Annotated in this window: 12 protein-coding genes; 9 read left to right on the top strand and 3 right to left on the bottom strand. The window is 69.7% G+C overall.

What is annotated here, in order from left to right:
* Positions 1–10: 10 nt before the first annotated feature.
* Positions 11–1,243, bottom strand: coding sequence for a phospholipase D-like domain-containing protein (locus FNH24_RS14760; protein ID WP_152362961.1), 1,233 nt, complete (start codon positions 1,241–1,243; stop codon positions 11–13).
* 121 nt (positions 1,244–1,364) lie between these two features.
* Here FNH24_RS14760 and FNH24_RS14755 point away from each other — a divergent pair, with 121 nt between their 5' ends.
* Positions 1,365–3,905: a UvrD-helicase domain-containing protein gene (locus FNH24_RS14755; protein WP_425486894.1), complete on the top strand. Its 2,541-nt coding sequence runs from the start codon at positions 1,365–1,367 to the stop codon at positions 3,903–3,905.
* A gap of 798 nt (positions 3,906–4,703) precedes the next feature.
* Here FNH24_RS14755 and FNH24_RS14750 read toward each other — a convergent pair.
* Positions 4,704–5,741 (bottom strand): M23 family metallopeptidase, encoded by a 1,038-nt coding sequence (locus FNH24_RS14750; RefSeq protein WP_152362960.1) that lies wholly within the window; start codon positions 5,739–5,741, stop codon positions 4,704–4,706.
* A 427-nt stretch (positions 5,742–6,168) separates the two neighbouring features.
* On the opposite strand from FNH24_RS14750, the gene FNH24_RS14745 reads away from it, so the two are divergent.
* From FNH24_RS14745 to sucD, 3 genes are all read left to right on the top strand, one after another.
* A complete protein-coding gene (locus FNH24_RS14745) occupies positions 6,169–6,621 on the top strand; it encodes a cobalamin B12-binding domain-containing protein (protein ID WP_246186902.1) in 453 nt (150 codons plus the stop codon).
* 110 nt (positions 6,622–6,731) lie between these two features.
* Positions 6,732–7,910, top strand: a complete 1,179-nt coding sequence (sucC, locus tag FNH24_RS14740; RefSeq protein WP_152362959.1) for an ADP-forming succinate--CoA ligase subunit beta — start codon at positions 6,732–6,734, stop codon at positions 7,908–7,910.
* Between the two features lie 13 nt (positions 7,911–7,923).
* A complete protein-coding gene (gene sucD / locus FNH24_RS14735; protein ID WP_152362958.1) occupies positions 7,924–8,814 on the top strand; it encodes a succinate--CoA ligase subunit alpha in 891 nt (296 codons plus the stop codon).
* A 278-nt stretch (positions 8,815–9,092) separates the two neighbouring features.
* Here the strand turns inward: sucD and FNH24_RS14730 are convergent, their stop codons facing one another.
* Positions 9,093–10,934, bottom strand: a complete 1,842-nt coding sequence (locus FNH24_RS14730) for a hypothetical protein (RefSeq protein WP_152362957.1) — start codon at positions 10,932–10,934, stop codon at positions 9,093–9,095.
* Between the two features lie 276 nt (positions 10,935–11,210).
* Here FNH24_RS14730 and FNH24_RS14725 point away from each other — a divergent pair, with 276 nt between their 5' ends.
* The 5 genes from FNH24_RS14725 to FNH24_RS14705 all read left to right on the top strand — a co-directional run bounded on the left by FNH24_RS14725 (position 11,211) and on the right by FNH24_RS14705 (position 17,667).
* A complete protein-coding gene (locus FNH24_RS14725) occupies positions 11,211–12,317 on the top strand; it encodes a cell division protein PerM (protein WP_152362956.1) in 1,107 nt (368 codons plus the stop codon).
* Positions 12,318–12,327: 10 nt separating this feature from the next.
* The gene (gene purN / locus FNH24_RS14720) at positions 12,328–12,960 is read left to right on the top strand and encodes a phosphoribosylglycinamide formyltransferase (protein ID WP_152362955.1); all 633 of its coding nucleotides are present in this window, start codon (positions 12,328–12,330) and stop codon (positions 12,958–12,960) included.
* Complete coding sequence (gene purH, locus FNH24_RS14715) at positions 12,960–14,543, top strand: bifunctional phosphoribosylaminoimidazolecarboxamide formyltransferase/IMP cyclohydrolase (RefSeq protein WP_152362954.1); 1,584 nt, start codon at positions 12,960–12,962, stop codon at positions 14,541–14,543. Before purN ends, purH begins: the two co-directional genes overlap by 1 nt.
* 4 nt (positions 14,544–14,547) lie before the next feature.
* The gene (locus tag FNH24_RS14710) at positions 14,548–14,871 is read left to right on the top strand and encodes a DUF3017 domain-containing protein (RefSeq protein WP_217428235.1); all 324 of its coding nucleotides are present in this window, start codon (positions 14,548–14,550) and stop codon (positions 14,869–14,871) included.
* 525 nt (positions 14,872–15,396) lie between these two features.
* On the top strand, positions 15,397–17,667 hold the full coding sequence (locus tag FNH24_RS14705; RefSeq protein WP_152362953.1) for a beta-galactosidase: 2,271 nt from the start codon (positions 15,397–15,399) through the stop codon (positions 17,665–17,667).

Raw genomic sequence — 17,667 nt, 5'->3', positions numbered from 1 at the left:
GGCAACGGGATCAGATCAGCGGCCGGAACGGGGAGAGTACGGCCTCGGAGAACTTGACCATCAGGTTGCGGCGGTTCCACGACTCCAGGGTGAGCTCGATCGTGTTCGACGAGTCGATGGAGAAGATCTCCTCCATCTGCCGGGCCACGCCGGGGTCGTACACCTCGAGGTTGATCTCGTAGTTGCCGAGCAGGCTGAGCCGATCGATGTTGGCGGTGCCGATCGTCGACCACTGGCCGTCGATGGTCGCCGTCTTTGCGTGCACCATGGCGCCCTGATAGAGGAACAGCCGGACGCCGGAGCTGAGCAGCTGGTTGTAGAAGCCGCGGGACAGCCAGTCGGCGACGATGTGGTTCGACTCCTTGGGCACGATGATCCGGACGTCGACGCCGCGCCGGGATGCCCGGGTGAGGGCGTTCAGCATGTCCTCGTCCGGGATCAGGTAGGCGTGGGTCAGGTAGACGTGATGCGACGCCCGGTCGATCGCCTCCAGATACATGCCGCGGATCGGGTAGACCATGTTGCGCGGGATGTTGCGGTGCACCCGGATGTTCGGCTGCCAGATCGGCGCACCGGTGTCGGGCAGCGCCGGCCGCCGGCGTCCGGCGAAGAGGTTCCAGTAGTCGATGAACGCGTTCTGCACGTCCCAGACCATGTCGCCGGTCAGCCGGGCGTGGGTGTCGCGCCAGTCGGTCGCGTACAGCGAGCCGATGTTGTAGCCGCCGAGGAACGCGGCCTTACTGTCCACCACCAGCAGCTTGCGGTGATCCCGGCCGGAGTTGCGCGGGAACCGCAGCGGGCTGGCGATCAGCGGGTGCCGGCGCAGGTGGATGTGCCCGGGGAAGGTGAAGAAGCGCCGCGGGACCACCAGGTTGGCGAACTCGTCGAAGACGATGTAGACCTCGACGCCCCGGTCGGCCGCGTCGAACAATGCCTCCTTGAACGCCTGCCCGACCGCGTCCGACTTCCAGATGAAGGTCTCGAAGAAGATCCGTTCCTTGGCCTGCCGGATCGCGTCCAGCATGTCGGCGTACAGATCCTCGCCGTACGTATAGACGGTGACCTCGGAGCCGCCCACCGTGACCGAGCGCGGCGGCAGGCGCGGGAACACCGCCGGTGCCCGCTTGCGCTTCCGCCAGACGTCGACGATCCGCAACCCGAGCAGGGTCGCACCCTGGATGGCGACGATCACCAGCAGGATCCGCTTGATGATGGTGCTGATCCGCAGCCGGCCGAGCCTCATGGGGCACAGCGTAGTGGGGTGGCCCAGTGGCCAGGCGTTCCGTCACCCGGGACGCGTCGTCGCCGCCCGGATTCGGTGCCCTGACGGAGTGTCGCCGCCACGCATTAGGGTGGTTCGAGTCATGAATTCCTCGCATCCGGTAGCAGCAGCCGACACCAGCATCGAGCTCGTCGCCTCGGCGGCCGAGGAGGTCGCGCGCGCCATGAGCGGAGGTCAGGACGGGCTGTTCGAGACCGCCGCCGAGCCGAAACCGAAGCGGAAGAAGTTCGATCTGGAAGCGTTGCTGGACGGGCTGAACCCGCCGCAGCGGCAGGCGGTGCTGCACGACGGCGGCCCGGTGGTCGTGGTGGCCGGCGCCGGCTCCGGCAAGACGCGGGTGCTGACCCGGCGGATCGCCTATCTGGTGGGCGAGCGGAGGGTGCATCCGGGCTCGATCCTGGCGATCACCTTCACCAACAAGGCGGCCGCGGAGATGCGGCACCGGGTGATGGACCTGGTCGGCAACCGGGCCAAGCTGATGTGGGTCTCCACCTTCCACTCGGCCTGCGTCCGGATCCTCCGGGCCGAGATCGGCCGGTTCGGCATGAACCGCACCTTCTCGATCTACGACGACGCCGACCAGAAGCGGCTGATGCAGCTGGTCGCGCGCGATCTTGATCTTGACCCGAAGCGGTTCGGAGTCCGGTCGATCATGAACTGGGTCTCCGACTGCAAGAACGACCTGGTTGATCACGAGTCGGCCCGAGAGCGGGTCAAGGGTCCGGACGACGAGCGCTTTCTCGAGGCCTATCAGGAATATCAGCGGCGGCTGGTCGCGGCGAACGCGCTCGACTTCGACGATCTGATCATGACCACGGTGCATCTGTTCCAGGCGTTCCCGGAGGTACGGGAGCAGTACCGCCGGCGGTTCCGGCACGTGATGGTGGACGAGTATCAGGACACCAACCATGCTCAATACGCCTTGATCCGGGAGTTGTGCGGCTCCGAGTTGGCGCAGCTGGACGGCCGGCCCGAGCAGCGCGAGGCCGACCCGCCGGAGCTGATGGTGGTCGGCGACTCCGACCAGTCGATCTATGCGTTCCGCGGCGCGACGATCCGCAACATCCTGGACTTCGAGTCCGACTTCGCCGGCGCCAGTACGGTCGTCCTGGACCAGAACTACCGGTCCACCCAGACGATCTTGAACGCCGCGAACTCGGTGATCACCAAGAACGAGGGCCGGCCGGAGAAGCGGCTGTGGACCGACCAGGGTGACGGCGACCTGATCGTCGGATACGTAGCGGACTCCGAACACGACGAGGCCCAGTTCGTCGCCGGAGAGATCGACCAGCTCAGCGACGACGGCAAGAGCCGGTACGCCGACTGCGCCGTCTTCTATCGCACCAACGCTCAGTCCCGTGCCTTCGAAGAGGTGTTCATCCGGGTCGGGCTGCCGTACAAGGTGGTCGGCGGGGTCCGGTTCTACGAGCGGCGCGAGGTGCGCGACGCGATCGCGTACCTGCGGGCGATCAACAACCGCGACGACGACGTATCAGTGCGACGGATCCTCAACGTGCCGCGGCGGGGCATCGGGGACCGGGCCGAGTCGGCGGTCGAGGAGTTGGCCCGGGAGAAGCGGATCTCCTTCGGCGAGGCGCTGCGGCGGGTCGAGGAGATCCAGGGGCTGGCGACCCGGTCGGCCAAGCAGCTGAAGCTGTTCGTCGACTTCCTCGATGATCATGAACGGATGGTGGCCGAGGCGCTGCCGGCCGACCAGATCCTGACCAGCGTGCTGACCGGATCCGGCTATCTGGCCGAGCTGCAGGGCTCCACCGACCCGCAGGACGAGACCAGAATGGAAAACCTGGTCGAGCTGGTCGCGGTAGCCCGCGAGTTCGTCGCCGGCACCGTCGGGGTCGAGGCTGAGCTGGAGCCCGGCGCCGCGCTGGCTGATCTCGATCTCGGCCAGCTCGGGGAACTGGAACTGGATCCCACGATCGCCTCGGGCGAGGCGCTCAACGCGGGCGCTCCGGAGCCGGACCCGACTCTCGGCGCCTTCCTGGAACGAGTGGCGCTGGTCGCCGACTCCGACCAGATCCCGAGCACGGAGGCCGACGACGCCGGCGTGGTCACGCTGATGACCCTGCACACCGCGAAGGGGCTCGAGTTCGACACCGTCTTCCTGACCGGCTGTGAGGACGGCGTCTTCCCGCACCAGCGAGCCCTGGCCGACGGCGGCGAGCTGGCCGAGGAGCGGCGACTGGCCTACGTCGGTCTGACCCGGGCCCGGAAGCGGCTCTATCTCAGCCGCGCCGCCGTCCGCGCCGCCTGGGGAGCGCCGCAGCACAACCCGCCGAGCCGGTTCCTCGGTGAGATCCCGGACCGGCTGATCGACTGGCGGCGGACCGAGAGCGCCCTCACCTCCTGGCGCAACACCTCGGCCACTTCCCGCCAGCCCGGCGGCCGCCAGTCCTCCTGGAACTCCCAACCGAACCGCCCCCGCCCCACCGAACGCGAGATCCCCTCCCTGACCGCGGGCGACAAGGTGCTGCACCCGACCTTCGGCCTGGGCAAGGTCGTGGCCACCTCGGGCGCGGACGACAACGCCAAAGCGGATGTGGATTTCGGGTCGGCCGGGTTGAAGCGCCTGGCCCTGAAGTACGCGCCGCTGCAGAAGATCTGATCGGTTGAATCCCGCGATGACTGTTGGGGGTCTGTGCGCGGGCAACCATCCGCCCGCGGGTCAGTAGGCGTGCCGCTGCCGCGGTACTGGTGTCCGCGGGCTCCCGCCAGGCCCGTCCACGCCCGCGCACAGACCCCCAACAGTCACCGCTCCCTTTGGCAGCCGGAAGGGGGTTTGCCCAAGCCGAGCGCCGATCTGGCCCGCCTCCACCCGCTGAGCCGAGCGCGAACCTGACCACGACGGTGAAGGGTGTCTCAGGTCTGTGGATAACGCCCCCACCATCACCGAGTTGTCAGAAGTGAGTTGTGCCATAGGGCAACTGAGTTCTGACAACTCGGGAAGGGGTTGTGGATAACGGCGCACCCCCAGGTGGGATTGGAGCCGGTGGGCGAGTGATCGTGATCATCTTCGCCGACTTGTCAGAACTGAGTTGTGCCATGACACAACTGAGTTCTGACAACTCGGCACAGGAGATCCACTGCGGCGGTGCCGCGTGAGGCATCAGCGCTCGGTTTGGCAGTTGCAGCGACCAGGGTTCCGCTCGGCTGTGGCGGTAAAAAAATGCGGCGCTGCCAAAGGAAGCGGTGGGGTCTGGGGGTCTGTGCGCGGGCGTGGACGGGCCTGGCGGGAGCCCGCGGACACCAGTACCGCGGCAGCGGCACCCACACAGGCCCGCGGGCGGATGGTTGCCCGCGCACAGACCCCCAGACCCCACCGCGGCACCAAGCCAAATCACCCAGAGATACGACGAAAGCCCGGCACCGAAAGAATGGGGCCGGGCCTTCGATCAAGAAGGAATCAGTTGGTGTTCACGCCGATCGCGTTCAGCCAGGGCTGCGGGTTCGAGGCGCTGTAGACATCCCCGTATCGGGCCCCACCCTTGTAGAGCTCGAAGTGCAGGTGGGCGCCGAAGGCGCGGCCGGTGGAGCCGACGTGGCCGATGACCTTGCCCGCCGGGACCTGCTGGCCGGGGCTGACCGAATTGCTCGACATGTGCGCGTACAAGGTGGTGTTGCCGTCGGCGTGCTTGATCGCGACGTAGTTGCCGGCCCAGCTGCCGGCGTTGCCGCCGTAACCGGCGTGCAGCACGGTGCCGGCCTTCACGGCCTTGATCGGCGTACCGGAGCCGGCGCGGAAGTCCAGGCCGGTGTGATAGCGGGCCCACAGTCCGGTCTGACCGAAGTAGGCACCGACCACGGCGCCCGGAACCGGGGAGGCGGAGCCGCCGCCACCGACCGGGGGCCCGGCGTTGTCGCTGTCGTCGACGCTGCCGTCGTCGGAGCTGCTGGGGGCGTCCTCGTTCTGGTCCCGCTGCTCGGCCGCGCGGCGCGCGGCGGACTCGGCCCGCTCGCGGGCGATCCGGGCGGCGTTCTCGTAGCTTTCCTTCTCGGCCTCGTCGAGATCCTTGGTGCGGCGCTTCATGGTCTCTTCGTACGCGGCCTTGAGGGCGGCCTCGGCATCCCGGGCCAGCGACTCCTCGCGGCTGGCACTGCGCTCCTTCGCCTGCAGCGCGCGGTCCTGGCTGCGGGACGGATCCTGCGCCTCGGAGTTACGCCGGTCGAAGGAGGATGCCTCGCCCTTGGACTGCACCTGCGGCATCCCGGGCACGGCGACCTGGCTGTTCTGGCTCTGCGACACGGTCGAACGGGCGGCGATCACCGGTGCACCACCCGACTCGGCGGCCGAGGTGTTCAGCGCGACCGATCCCGCGACGGCGAGGCCAAGGGCGGAGACGGTCAGTGCCGCGATGCCATGAGTGAGCCATCCGCGTCGTTCCTGGGGCTCGATGGAAGACAACGCCCGGCGGGACTTCCGCCGGAGCGGTTCGGGAATCACCTACGGTTCTCCTCGTTCATTCCAGTGTGGCGAACGTCGCCCGGTTGTTGCTTCTCAACCGTCAACGTCCGTCCCTTCTCGTCTGGGGTAGGTGACCCCGCATGTCCCTGCCGCGACTCACTCCAGGTGGCTGAGCGGCCACCTGGAAGAAGATAACGGAAAGATAACTCGACCACAAACCCCGAGGTGATTTTGCAGTTCGTGTCGCGGCCCTGCGGCCGGTCGCTGAGCCTAGTGGCAGGCGGCGTTGGGCGGAAAAATCCCGTCTCGCAGGATGGGAAACCGGGTTCTGATCGGGTCCGGCGCCGGTCGTGACACGGCGGATTTCTCGACTCCATCGGGGAATGCGGATGGTCGCTATTTCGAACAGGTGTTCGTAATTGTCGTAATGCCCGTCGGGCGGTTCGTCGAGTAGTAATCTGCGCTGGTGAATACCGTTCCATCGGAATCACCGGGTACGGCAGCGGCGCCGAGCGGATCCGGCCGGTTGCGCATCGTGGTCGCCAAGCCCGGCCTGGATGGTCACGATCGAGGCGTCAAGGTGGTCGCCCGGGCCCTGCGCGACGCGGGCATGGAAGTCATCTACACCGGCCTGCACCAGAGCCCGGAACAGATCGTGCAGACGGCCATCGCCGAGGATGCGGACGGGATCGGGCTGTCCGTCCTGTCCGGTGCTCATCTGACGCTGTTCGCCCGGGTGATCGAGCTGCTCCGCGAGGCCGACGCGGCCGACATCGTGGTGTTCGGCGGCGGGATCATCCCGGAGGCGGATCGCGAGTCGCTGGCCGAGTTGGGGGTGGCCCGGATCTTCACCCCCGGCGCGTCGATGGCCGAGATCGTCGACTGGGTTCGCGGCAACATCGGTCCCGGCGGCCCCTGAGCCAGGCTCGGCCCGGACCTGAGGGCCTTGCGAGGACCGGCGCCGGGAGACGTTAGGCTCCGGATCGCATCACTACAGCAATGGGCACAACGAATCTGGATGGAGCCGTCGTGGATCTGTACGAATACCAGGCGCGCGATGTTTTCGAGGCGCATGGGGTCCCGGTCCTGCGCGGGATCACCGCGACGACACCGGCGGAAGCGAGGGCCGCAGCGGAGCAGCTGGGTACGCCGGTCGTCGTGATCAAGGCGCAGGTGAAGACGGGCGGGCGAGGCAAGGCCGGCGGGGTCAAGATCGCCAAGAGCCCGGAGGAGGCCGAGGCCCGCGCCGCGGAGATCCTCGGCATGGACATCAAGGGCCACACGGTGCGGACGGTGATGATCGCCGAGGGCGCCGACATCGCCGAGGAGTACTACTTCTCTCTGCTGCTGGACCGGGCCAACCGGCAATACCTGGCCATGTGCTCGAAGGAGGGTGGCGTCGACATCGAGACGCTGGCCGTCGAGCGGCCCGAGGCCCTGGCCCGGATCCCGGTCGACCCGAACGTGGGCATCGACCAGGCCAAGGCCGACGAGATCGTCGCCGCCGCGGGCTTCGACGAGGCCGACCGGGCCGAGATCGCCCGGGTGCTGCAGCTGCTGGGCCAGGTGTACGGCGCGGAGGACACGACCCTGGTCGAGGTCAACCCGCTGGTGAAGACCGGCGACGGCAAGATCATCGCGTTGGACGGCAAGGTGACCCTGGACGACAACGCGGCGTTCCGGCACCCCGATCACGCCGCGCTGGCGGACAAGTCGGCGGAGGATCCGCTGGAGGCGGCGGCGAAGGCCAAGGACCTCAACTACGTCAAGCTGGACGGCTCCGTCGGCATCATCGGCAACGGGGCCGGCCTGGTGATGAGCACCCTCGACGTGGTGGCGTACGCCGGTGAGGAGTTCGCCGGAGCGCCCAAGCCGGCCAACTTCCTCGACATCGGCGGCGGCGCCAACGCCGAGGTGATGGCCTCCGGTCTGGAGATCATCCTCGGCGACGTGCAGGTGAAGAGCGTGTTCGTCAACGTCTTCGGCGGCATCACCGCCTGCGACGAGGTCGCCAACGGCATCGTGCAGGCGTTCCAACTGCTCGAGTCCCGCGGCGAGGCGGTCACCAAGCCGCTGGTGGTCCGGCTGGACGGCAACAACGCCGAGCTGGGCCGCTCGATCCTGACCGAGGCGAAGCTGCCCGGACTGGAGCAGGTGGACACCATGGACGGTGCGGCCCGCCGCGCCGCCGAGCTGGCAGCGATCTGAGAGGCGTCGAGGAATGGCAGTCTGGTTGAACGCGGATTCCAAGGTCATCGTCCAGGGGATGACCGGCTCCGAAGGTCGTAAGCACACCGCCCGGATGATCAAGTCGGGCACCAACGTGGTCGGCGGCGTGACCCCCGGCAAGGGCGGCCAGTCGGTCGACTTCGACGGCGCCGCCGTGCCGGTCTTCGGCTCGGTCGGCGAGGCCGTCGCGGCCACCGGCGCGAATGTCACCGTGATCTTCGTCCCGGCGAAGTTCACCAAGGGCGCCGTGGTCGAGGCGATCGAGGCCGAGGTGCCGCTGGTCGTGGTGATCACAGAGGGCGTACCGGTCAAGGACTCGGCCGAGTTCTACACCCTGGCCAAGGGATCGAAGTCCCGGTTGATCGGGCCGAACTGTCCCGGACTGATCAGCCCCGGCATCTCCAACGCCGGCATCATCCCGGCCGACATCACCAAGGCTGGTCGGGTCGGCCTGGTGTCGAAGTCGGGCACGCTGACGTACCAGATGATGTACGAGCTGCGTGACTTCGGCTTCTCCACCGCGATCGGCATCGGTGGTGACCCGGTGATCGGCAGCACCCACATCGACGCCCTGCAAGCGTTCCAGGACGATCCCGACACCGACGCCGTGGTGATGATCGGCGAGATCGGCGGCGACGCCGAGGAGCGGGCGGCCGACTTCATCAAGGCCAACATGACGAAGCCGGTCGTCGGCTATGTCGCCGGCTTCACCGCGCCGGAGGGCAAGACCATGGGCCACGCCGGCGCCATCGTCTCCGGCTCCTCCGGCACCGCCGCCGCCAAGCAGGAGGCGCTGGAGGCTGCCGGGGTCAAGGTCGGCAAGACGCCGAGCGAGACCGCCGAGCTGATGCGGGAGATCATGACCCGCCTCGGTGCCTCCTGATCTGAACCCCGACCATGCCCCGCTCTCCGCTCGGAGGGTGGGGCATGATCATGTCCGGAGCTCCTCCTACGCCGACTTGTCAGAACTGAGTTGCCCCAGGGCACAACTCAGTTCTGACAACTCGGTGGCGGGGGAGGTGCCGGGATGGCGGCCGATCGGTGGCGGGAGCTTGGTCCGGCCTACAGCCTGACCGGGGTGGCGGACGCCCCCGGCCGCGCTGGGCCGACTTGTCAGAACTGAGTTGCTCTATGGCACAACTCAGTTCTGACAACTCGGCGTCAGTTGACCTGGGTGGCGCGCTCGGCGGCGCGGACGGTGACCCGCTTCCAGTCGGATTCGCTGATGTCCAGCTTGTCGGTCGGGCTGAGGAACGTGTAGACGAGCTTGGGGCCGACCCAGGCAACGCCGACCCGGTAGGTCCGGGTCTCGTTCTCGGTCGGCACCTTCACCTCGGTGACCCAGCCGCTGATCCCGGCATCCTTGGCGCCGGTGCCCTTGATCTTGGCCGGGTCCTCGACGGTGGGCGTGACCTTGCGCTCGCGACAGTTCTTCCAGTCGTCGCGGAACTTCGTGGCCAGCTTCTTCGCCTCGGACTCCGACTTCAGGGTGACCATGTACTGGTCCAGGCCGAAGTTGCCGGCGTCGCCGTCGACCAGGAAGGTCCGGGCGACCGCACGGCCGCCGGCGACCTTCGACAGGTCGGCGGTCTCACAGCTGGTGCCGTGCTGGGGCTCGGTCAAGTTCTGTGGATCATCGGCGAACCAGGCGCCGGCCGAGCTCGACGGGGCCGGCAGGTCGCCACCCGACAGGTAGCCCGGCTGGTCGCCCACCGGCGGCGGGCCGGCCTTGTCGGCGGTCTTCTTGGCGCAGCTGCCCTCGGCGGCCGTGCACTGCCGGTTCACCGCGGCGGCGACAGTACGGACCGTGTCCTCGATCGGCACGCCCTCCTTCTGCTTCGCCACGTCGACGACGTTGAGCACCCGGCCGGTCCGGCTCAGGATCAGGCTCCGGAACTCCTGGTCCTTGCCGTTGGTCACCTTGACCACGACGCCCAGCGACTGGTCACCCAGACCCGTCACCACCCGACCGGAGTAGAGCCAGGCGCCGGTCCCCTCGGCGCTGCAGGTGCCGACCGCCTTGGCGATCAGCGCGTACGCCTGCGCGGCCTCCTCCGGCGTGCCGTACGCGGTGGCCTGGTGCAGGATCGCGGGCGGCTGCTTGCCGTCGCTCTCCAGCAGTTGCATCATCGTTTCCCGCGCCGTCGGCAGCCCGTCGATCGCGACGCCGAGACAGATCGGCTGCGGTGAGGTCCGGTCGATCTTGGTCAGCGTCCGGGAGACCTTCCAGGTCCGGTCGCCGTCGATCGGCTTGGCGTCCGGGGCGGCGACCAGCATCTCGGTCGTCAACAGTTCCCCGTCGGCCTGGCCGGGCGTGCCGGTGGTGCTCGATTCGCTGCTGGCCGGGCTCGGCCCCGGGCCGGGGTTGGCGCTCGGGCCGTTCGGCCGGCCGATCACCGCGTAGCCGATGGCCAGGCCGAGCACGACCACGGCCGCGACGGCGCCGATCAGCAGCGCGAGCCGGCCGCGCTGGCCCAGCCGCGGTGGTTCGTCGTCGATGTCGCCGAGGTCGTCCAGCATGTCCTCGTCCAGGTGCCGGTCCTTGGAGGGACGGACGCCGGTGTCGACCCGGCGCTGGTAGCGGGTCCGGTCGTCGGCGTCGTCCGCGGCCGGTTGCTGCGGCGCCGCTCCGCCGGCGGAGCCGGCCGCCTCGTACGGGCTCGGATCGGCGCTGCCGTAGGACCCGGTGTAGTTGCTCGGCCGGCCGTACGTGTCGGCATCGGTGTCGCGGGCCGATCCGCGGTCGGCACTGCCGCGTTCGCTGACCTCGTCCCGGTAGAGCGGCTTCGGGTTGTCCTCGCCGTCGGATTCCGAATAGGCGGGGATTCCGAAGGCCGTGTCGTCGTCCTCGGCCCCGAGGTCGTCGGTATGATCATCCGCCGGGGTCGGTGCTGGGGTTGCCGGGGTCGGTGCCGGAGTCGGAGGCGGGCTGACCGGCTGGTCGTCATCGTCGGCAGGTAGGGCTCGCCGCGGGCGGTACTCGGAGGGATCCTTGCCGACCATCGTTTCCTTCGTGTTCCTCGACTGTGTTGCTCGCCACACACCCCGATCGTGGGCACGGACCTGCAAACTTTACTCGGTCAGGGCGTGTCCGGGCGATTTTCGCCGATCGGCTGGGCAACCATTGGGATCACCATGGCCTTCCTCTCCTCGGGCAACACGTCCTCGCGGACTACCTCGCGCCGACCGGGAGCGACGATCGAACTCTCCACGACTGTGCCACGTGCGGCCGGTTCAGCCAATCCCTCGGCGGGTCCGGATCATCCTCTGATCGGTGGATTGCCGGCCGCCGCCGTCGGCGCCGCGGTCACCGTGCTGGCCGGGTGGGTGCTCGCGGCCGGTTTCGCGGTGGTCGGCTGGCTCGCCGCCGACCCCGGCACCCTGTGGCAGGCGCTGGGCGTCGGCACTCAGCTGTGGTTGCTCGGCAACGGGGCGGGAGCCGTGCTCGGAGCGACGAAGATCACGCTGATCCCGTGGGGTCTGGCGGCCGTCTTCGCGCTGATGCACTTCCAGTTCGCCGGCTGGGCCGTCCGGCGCAGCCGGGCGGTGACCTCCGAATCCGCCGTGCTCGGCGTGGTCGGCGTGATGGTCGGGGTGTACGTCCTCGCAGCGACCGGGATGACCGTGCTGGCCGGCGACCTCGCCTCGCTGCCGCGCGCGGCGGCAGTGTCCGCGGTGATCGCGGGCCTGCCGGCCGCGGTCGGAGCCTGCCGGGCCGTCGGCTTCGACCCGATCGCCTGGTTGCCCGGCTGGGCGGCCCCGCTGCCCCGGGCGGTGCTGGGTTCGCTGCTCTGCCTTCTGGTCGGCGGCTCCGGGCTGCTGGTCACCTCGCTGGTGCTGGCGTACGGGCAGGTGGGCGCGCTGATCGACGCCCTGGCCCCCGGCGTGGCCGGCAACCTGGCGCTGCTGGTGCTGCAGTTGGCGTTCGCGCCGAATCTGATCGTCTGGGCGGCGGCGTTCGCGCTCGGGGCCGGGTTCAGCTTCGGTCCGGGCACGGTCGTCTCGCCGACCGACACCGATCTCGGGCTGCTGCCGGTCATCCCGGTGCTGGCCGGAATGCCGGACGACGGCCCCGGCCAGCCGATCCAGCTGGCCTGGCTCGCGGTGGGCCTGGTCGCCGGCGGGATCGCCGCCTGGCTGACGCTGCGGCCGCGACCGGGGGCCCGACTGGACGAGAGCTGCCTGCTCGGCGGCCTTGCCGGAGTGCTCGCCGGGATGGCGTTCGTGGTGATCGCCTGGGCCTGCGGCGGGGATCTCGGCCGGGCCCGGTTGGCCGGCCTCGGGCCCCGGCTGCCGGAGCTCGGCGTGCTCGCGATCAGCACCCTCGGCCTGGCCGGACTCCTGGTCGGCCTGGGGTACGGAGTGGTCCGGCTGATCCGCCGGTAGGCTGCCGCCCGTGGAGCAGCCCGAGACCCGTCCGTCGAGTGCGAAACGACTCGTCGTCCTGATCTCCGGCAGCGGCACCCTGCTGCAGGCCCTGATCGATGCGGCCGCCGCCCCCGGGTTCGGGGCCGAGGTGGTCGGCGTCGGCTCGGACCGGGACGGGATCGCCGGCCTCGTCCGGGCCCGGACGGCCGGGATCGACACCTTCGTCCACCCGTACCGCAAGGGCGAGGACCGGGCGGCCTGGGACCGCGAGCTGACCGCCCTGGTCGGCGGCTTCCGGCCGGATCTGGTGATCAGCGCCGGCTACATGAAACTGGTCGGCCCCGACTTCCTGGCCGCGTTCGCCGGCCGGATGATCAACACCCATCCGGCGCTGCTGCCGTCCTTCCCCGGGATGCACGGACCGCGGGACGCGCTGGCGTACGGGGTGAAGGTGACCGGCGCGACGCTCTTCCTGGTCGATCACGGCGTCGACGACGGCGTGATCATCGACCAGGCGGCGGTGCCGGTGCAGGACGACGACACCGTCGAGACGCTGCACGAACGGATCAAGATCATCGAGCGCAAGCTGCTCGTCGAGACGACACACCGGCTGGTCACCCGCCCCTGGCGCGTGATCGACAGAAAGGTCTGCTGGGACTGATGACGCCCGAACACCCTGACACCGACAGCACCCGGATCGCGATCAAGCGCGCGCTGATCTCGGTCTATGACAAGACCGACCTGCTGGTGATCGCGCAGCAACTGGTCGACGCCGGAGTGGAGATCGTCTCCACCGGCTCGACCGCGGGCCGGATCTCCGACGCCGGCCTGCCGGTGACCCAGGTCGAGCAGGTGACCGGCTTCGGCGAGTGCCTGGACGGCCGGGTGAAGACGCTGCATCCGCACATCCACGCCGGCCTGCTGGCCGACCTGCGGCTGGATGATCACCGGTCCCAGCTTGATCAGCTCGGCATCGCGCCGTTCCAGTTGTTGATCAGCAACCTCTATCCGTTCACCGAGACCGTGGCGGCCGGCGCGAGCCAGGAGGAGTGCATCGAGCAGATCGACATCGGCGGGCCGGCGATGGTGCGCGCCGCGTCGAAGAACCACGCCTCGGTCGCGGTGATCACCGGGCCGGGACAGTACGAGCAGCTGACGGCAGCCCTGGCGGCCGGCGGCTTCACGCTGGCCGAGCGGCAGGCGCTGGCCGCCGCCGCGTTCACCCACACCGCGACCTATGACGTGGCCGTGGCGAGCTGGCTGGGCAACGTCGTCACCGACACCAGCGAGGGCACCGGCTTCCCGGGCTGGGTCGGCGCGACCTGGACCAAGCAGGCGGTGCTCCGCTACGGCGAGAACCCGCATCAGCGGGCGGCCTTGTACCGCAGCGGTTTCGGTCCGGCCGGGCTGGCCGGGGCGACCCAGCTGCACGGCAAGGAGATGTCCTACAACAACTACGTCGACGCCGACGCGGCGCGCCGGGCGGCGGCCGACTTCGCGGCGCCGGCGGTGGCGATCATCAAGCACACCAACCCGTGCGGCATCGCGGTCGGTGCCGACATCGCCGAGGCGCACCGCAAGGCCCACGCCTGCGACCCGGTGTCGGCCTTCGGCGGCGTGATCGCGGCCAACCGGCAGGTCAGCGTCGCGATGGCCGAGCAGGTGGCCGAGGTGTTCACCGAGGTGATCATGGCCCCCGGCTACGAGGACGGGGCGGTGGAAGTCCTGCAGGGCAAGAAGAACATCCGGATCCTGGTGGTCGAGCCGGCCGCGTCCGACGGGGTCGAGATCCGGCCGGTGTCCGGCGGGCTGCTGATGCAGTCGGTCGACGTGACGGATGCCGATCATGATCGGGCGGCGAACTGGCAGCTGGCCACCGGCGAGCCGGCCGCGGAGTCGGTGCTGGCCGATCTGGAGTTCGCCTGGAAGGCGTCCCGGTCGGTCAAGTCGAACGCGATCCTGCTGGCCAAGGACGGCGCCTCGGTCGGCGTCGGCATGGGCCAGGTGAACCGGGTCGACTCGGCCCGGCTGGCGGTCAGCCGGGCCGGTGACCGGGCGGCGGGATCGGTGGCGGCGTCGGACGCGTTCTTCCCGTTCGCCGACGGTGCGCAGATCCTGATCGACGCCGGCGTGGCGGCCATCGTCCAGCCCGGCGGCTCGGTCCGGGATGCCGAGGTGATCGAGGCGGCGAAGGCGGCCGGCGTGACCATGTATCTCACCGGGGCCCGGCACTTCTTCCACTGATCTCGTGGATACCGAGCACAACATGGCCACCGAACCGGCGCCGAAACCGGCCGCGGACCGGTCGTCGAACCCGTGGCCGTTGGTGATCATCGTCGCCGGGGCGCTGGCCGGTCTCGGCTACGCCGTCTTCGGCGGCCGGGACGCCTGGCGGCTCGGCTGCGTGATCATCGGCGCCACCCTCGGCATCGGGGCGCTGCTCCGGCTGGTGCTCCCGAAGCCGACGGCCGGGCTGCTCGCCGTCCGCGGTCGGGCCTTCGACGTCGCCTTCCTGGTCCTCGGTGGTGCCGCGATCATCGTGCTGGCGCTGGTAGTCCCCGGCGGGCGCTGAGAGCCCGACCACCGGCCGCGCGTCGCACCTGCCCCGCTTCGCCCCACTTACCCGCGCTCCGCGACGCCAGTAGGGGGCGCGAAGCGCGAGGAGCTGTCGCGAAGGCGACTGCCCGACCCGACCCGTCCCGGCCGGGCACGCCGCCGCCGTGAGAGTTCGCGATGCTCCTCGTACTCCGGCGATGCTCCTTCTGCAGAGGGAGCGTTGGTCGAGAAAGGGGAGCATCGCGGGTTTCGGGATGAGATGCCGAGGCGGAGGGTCCACCGGGGGAGACGTCACACTTGACGACGCAGATCCCTACCTGCGTCAAGCCCTGTCGCCGAGACCACGTCACTGACAGCCGGCCGCAACACCATCGCACCGGTCCAACTCTCCGCCCTTGCTGCAGCTTTCAACCCGGCCACCGCACCACTGTTCGCCCACGGTCCAAGCGACTCCCGCTGAATTCGCACACCCCAGTCCAACCCGCGGGCCTGATCATGAAGGATCCAGGCCGGGGTGGCCTCACGACACTAGGGTGGGCGGATGATCACGACCCGGGGCCAGCACCTGATCATCGACGGTGAGCCGCGGGTGATCTTCGCCGGCGAGGTGCACTACTTCCGGCTGCCGCGGTCGCTGTGGCGGGAGCGGCTGACCGAGCTGAAGGCGGCCGGGGCACAGGCGGTGGCAACGTACATCCCATGGGTCGCGCACGAACTGCCGGACGGCCGGATCGACCTCACGGGTGAGACGGCGGACTGGCGCGACCTCGGCGCGTTCTGCGATCTCGCCGCCGAGCTCGGGCTGATGTTCATCGCTCGGCCGGGGCCGTTCTGCATGGCCGAGCTGAAGAACGAGGGCATCCCGCACCGGATCTACGGTCTCGACGGCGTCGTCGCCGCCGGCTGGCGCGACGCCCGGCCTACGACCCGCGATCTCGACTATCTCGCCCCGGCCTTCCTGGCCGAGGCCCGGCGCTGGTACGACGCGGTGCTGCCGGTGCTCGCCGCCCGGCAGCACGACCTCGGCGGGCCGGTGATCGCGGTCCAGCTGGACAACGAGATCGGCATGCTGGCCTGGGTCTCGAACAGCCCGGCGCTGACCGAGACGGTGGCGGCCGACTGGCTCGACTGGCTGACCCGGCTGGGCCGACTGGGTCGCCATCCGGCCCTGGCCGCGGACGCCGGCCCGGCGGCGGCGCTGGCCTATCTGGCCGATCCGCCGGACGAGTCCGCGATCACGGTGGCCGACGACCTGATGCGGTTCTGCCGGGTCCGTTTCCGCCGTTACAGCGACACCCTGGCCGCCTGGGTGGCCGAGCACGGCCTGGACTCGGTGCCGTTGTTGATCAACATCCACGGCACCGGTGGCGGCCGCGGCCTGACCTATCCGATCGGCATCTCGCAGCTGCTCGGCACCTGGCGCAACCGGCCCGGAGTGATCGCCGGCTCGGACATGTATCTGGGTGATCTGACCGTCGGCAACGTCGCGGATTTCGTGCTGGGCAACGTGTTCGCGCGCGCCGCGGCCGGGCCGAATCAGCCGCTGACCGCCCTGGAGTTCGAGGCCGGGGACGGTGACTACGGCCAAGACCTGTCCGCCCTGGTGCCGCCGGAGGCGACCGTGCTGAAGACCCGGCTGGCGTACGCGCTGGGAAATCGCTTGATCAACTTCTATCTGTTCGCCGGCGGGGTCAATCCGCCGCTGGACCCGGATCCGGCGCTGGCCGGGGGTGACGGGATCGACCGGATCGCCTTCACCGGTGAGGAACACGGCTTTGCCGCGCCGGTCGGGCCGTCGGGCCACCGGAACCGTACCTTCGCCCAACTCGCGTCGGTGATCACCGAGCTCAACCGGCTCGAAGGCCGGGCCGCGCGGATGGTGCCGCACACCGACCTCGGCTACGGCTTCGTCTCCGATCACTATCTGACCGAGTACGCGGTGCCCGGCGATGCCGCGACCCAGCGGCTCCGCGATGATCTTGGCCGGTTCCGCGGGCTGGGGCCGCGGGAGATCCTGGCCCGGGCGCTGGTGCTCGGCGGCTACGGGCTGGCCGGGGTCGATCTCAGCCCGCATGATGATCTTGACCGGACCGACCCGCGTCCGGTGGTCTCCGCGGAGCTGCCGGAGACCTTGTCGGTGGGCCGGCATCCCGTGCTGGCGCTGGCCTGCGGGCATTCGCTGGCCGCGGAGACCCAGCGGCTGCTGATCGACTACGTCGCGGCCGGCGGCCGGCTGCTGCTGGCCGGCGCGGTGCCGACCCTGGACGAGTTGGGCGGGGACTGCCGGCTGCTGGTCGAGGAGTTCGGGCTCTCGGTCGGCGCTGAGCGGCCCGATCAGCTGGCCGACCGGTTCGGCCGGCCGCGGAGCTACCATCCGACCGTTCGGCTGGATCCGGCGACGACCGGGCTGCGGCGACCGGAGGTCCGGGTCGGCGCCGCGCAACCGCTGCGGCGGCCGGGCGCCACCGTGCTGGCCCGGGAGTCCGGCGGTGAGCCGGTCGCCCTGGACGTCGAGCACGGGGCCGGCCGGGCGATCTTGCTGACCGCCGACTATCCCTGCGACCTGGCCGTCTACGGCATGCTGCTGGACCGGCTCGGGGTGACGCCCCGGTATCGCCTGGACGCCACCGATCCCGGGCTGGTGATCACCGGCATGATCGACCCGGGGTCGGGCGACGAGTTGCTGCAGTTGATCAACGTGGCCCCGTATCCGATCGAAACCAGGGTGTGGCGCGCCGGCGAGTCGATCACGCCACGACCGGTCACGATCGGATCACGGCAAGCGGTCCTGCTGGATCCCGACCTCGGCTGA

The organism is Microlunatus speluncae, from assembly GCF_009299835.1.
GTDB lineage: Bacteria > Actinomycetota > Actinomycetes > Propionibacteriales > Propionibacteriaceae > Microlunatus > Microlunatus speluncae.
This window is presented reverse-complemented; position numbering and strand designations above follow the sequence as displayed.

Coding starts and splice junctions, on each gene's coding strand:
- FNH24_RS14755 (WP_425486894.1), top strand. CDS start 1,365: ATGAATTCCTCGCATCCGGTAGCAGCAGCCGACACCAGCATCGAGCTC.
- purH (WP_152362954.1), top strand. CDS start 12,960: ATGACGCCCGAACACCCTGACACCGACAGCACCCGGATCGCGATCAAG.
- FNH24_RS14730 (WP_152362957.1), bottom strand. CDS start 10,934: ATGGTCGGCAAGGATCCCTCCGAGTACCGCCCGCGGCGAGCCCTACCT.
- FNH24_RS14705 (WP_152362953.1), top strand. CDS start 15,397: ATGATCACGACCCGGGGCCAGCACCTGATCATCGACGGTGAGCCGCGG.
- sucD (WP_152362958.1), top strand. CDS start 7,924: ATGGCAGTCTGGTTGAACGCGGATTCCAAGGTCATCGTCCAGGGGATG.
- FNH24_RS14760 (WP_152362961.1), bottom strand. CDS start 1,243: ATGAGGCTCGGCCGGCTGCGGATCAGCACCATCATCAAGCGGATCCTG.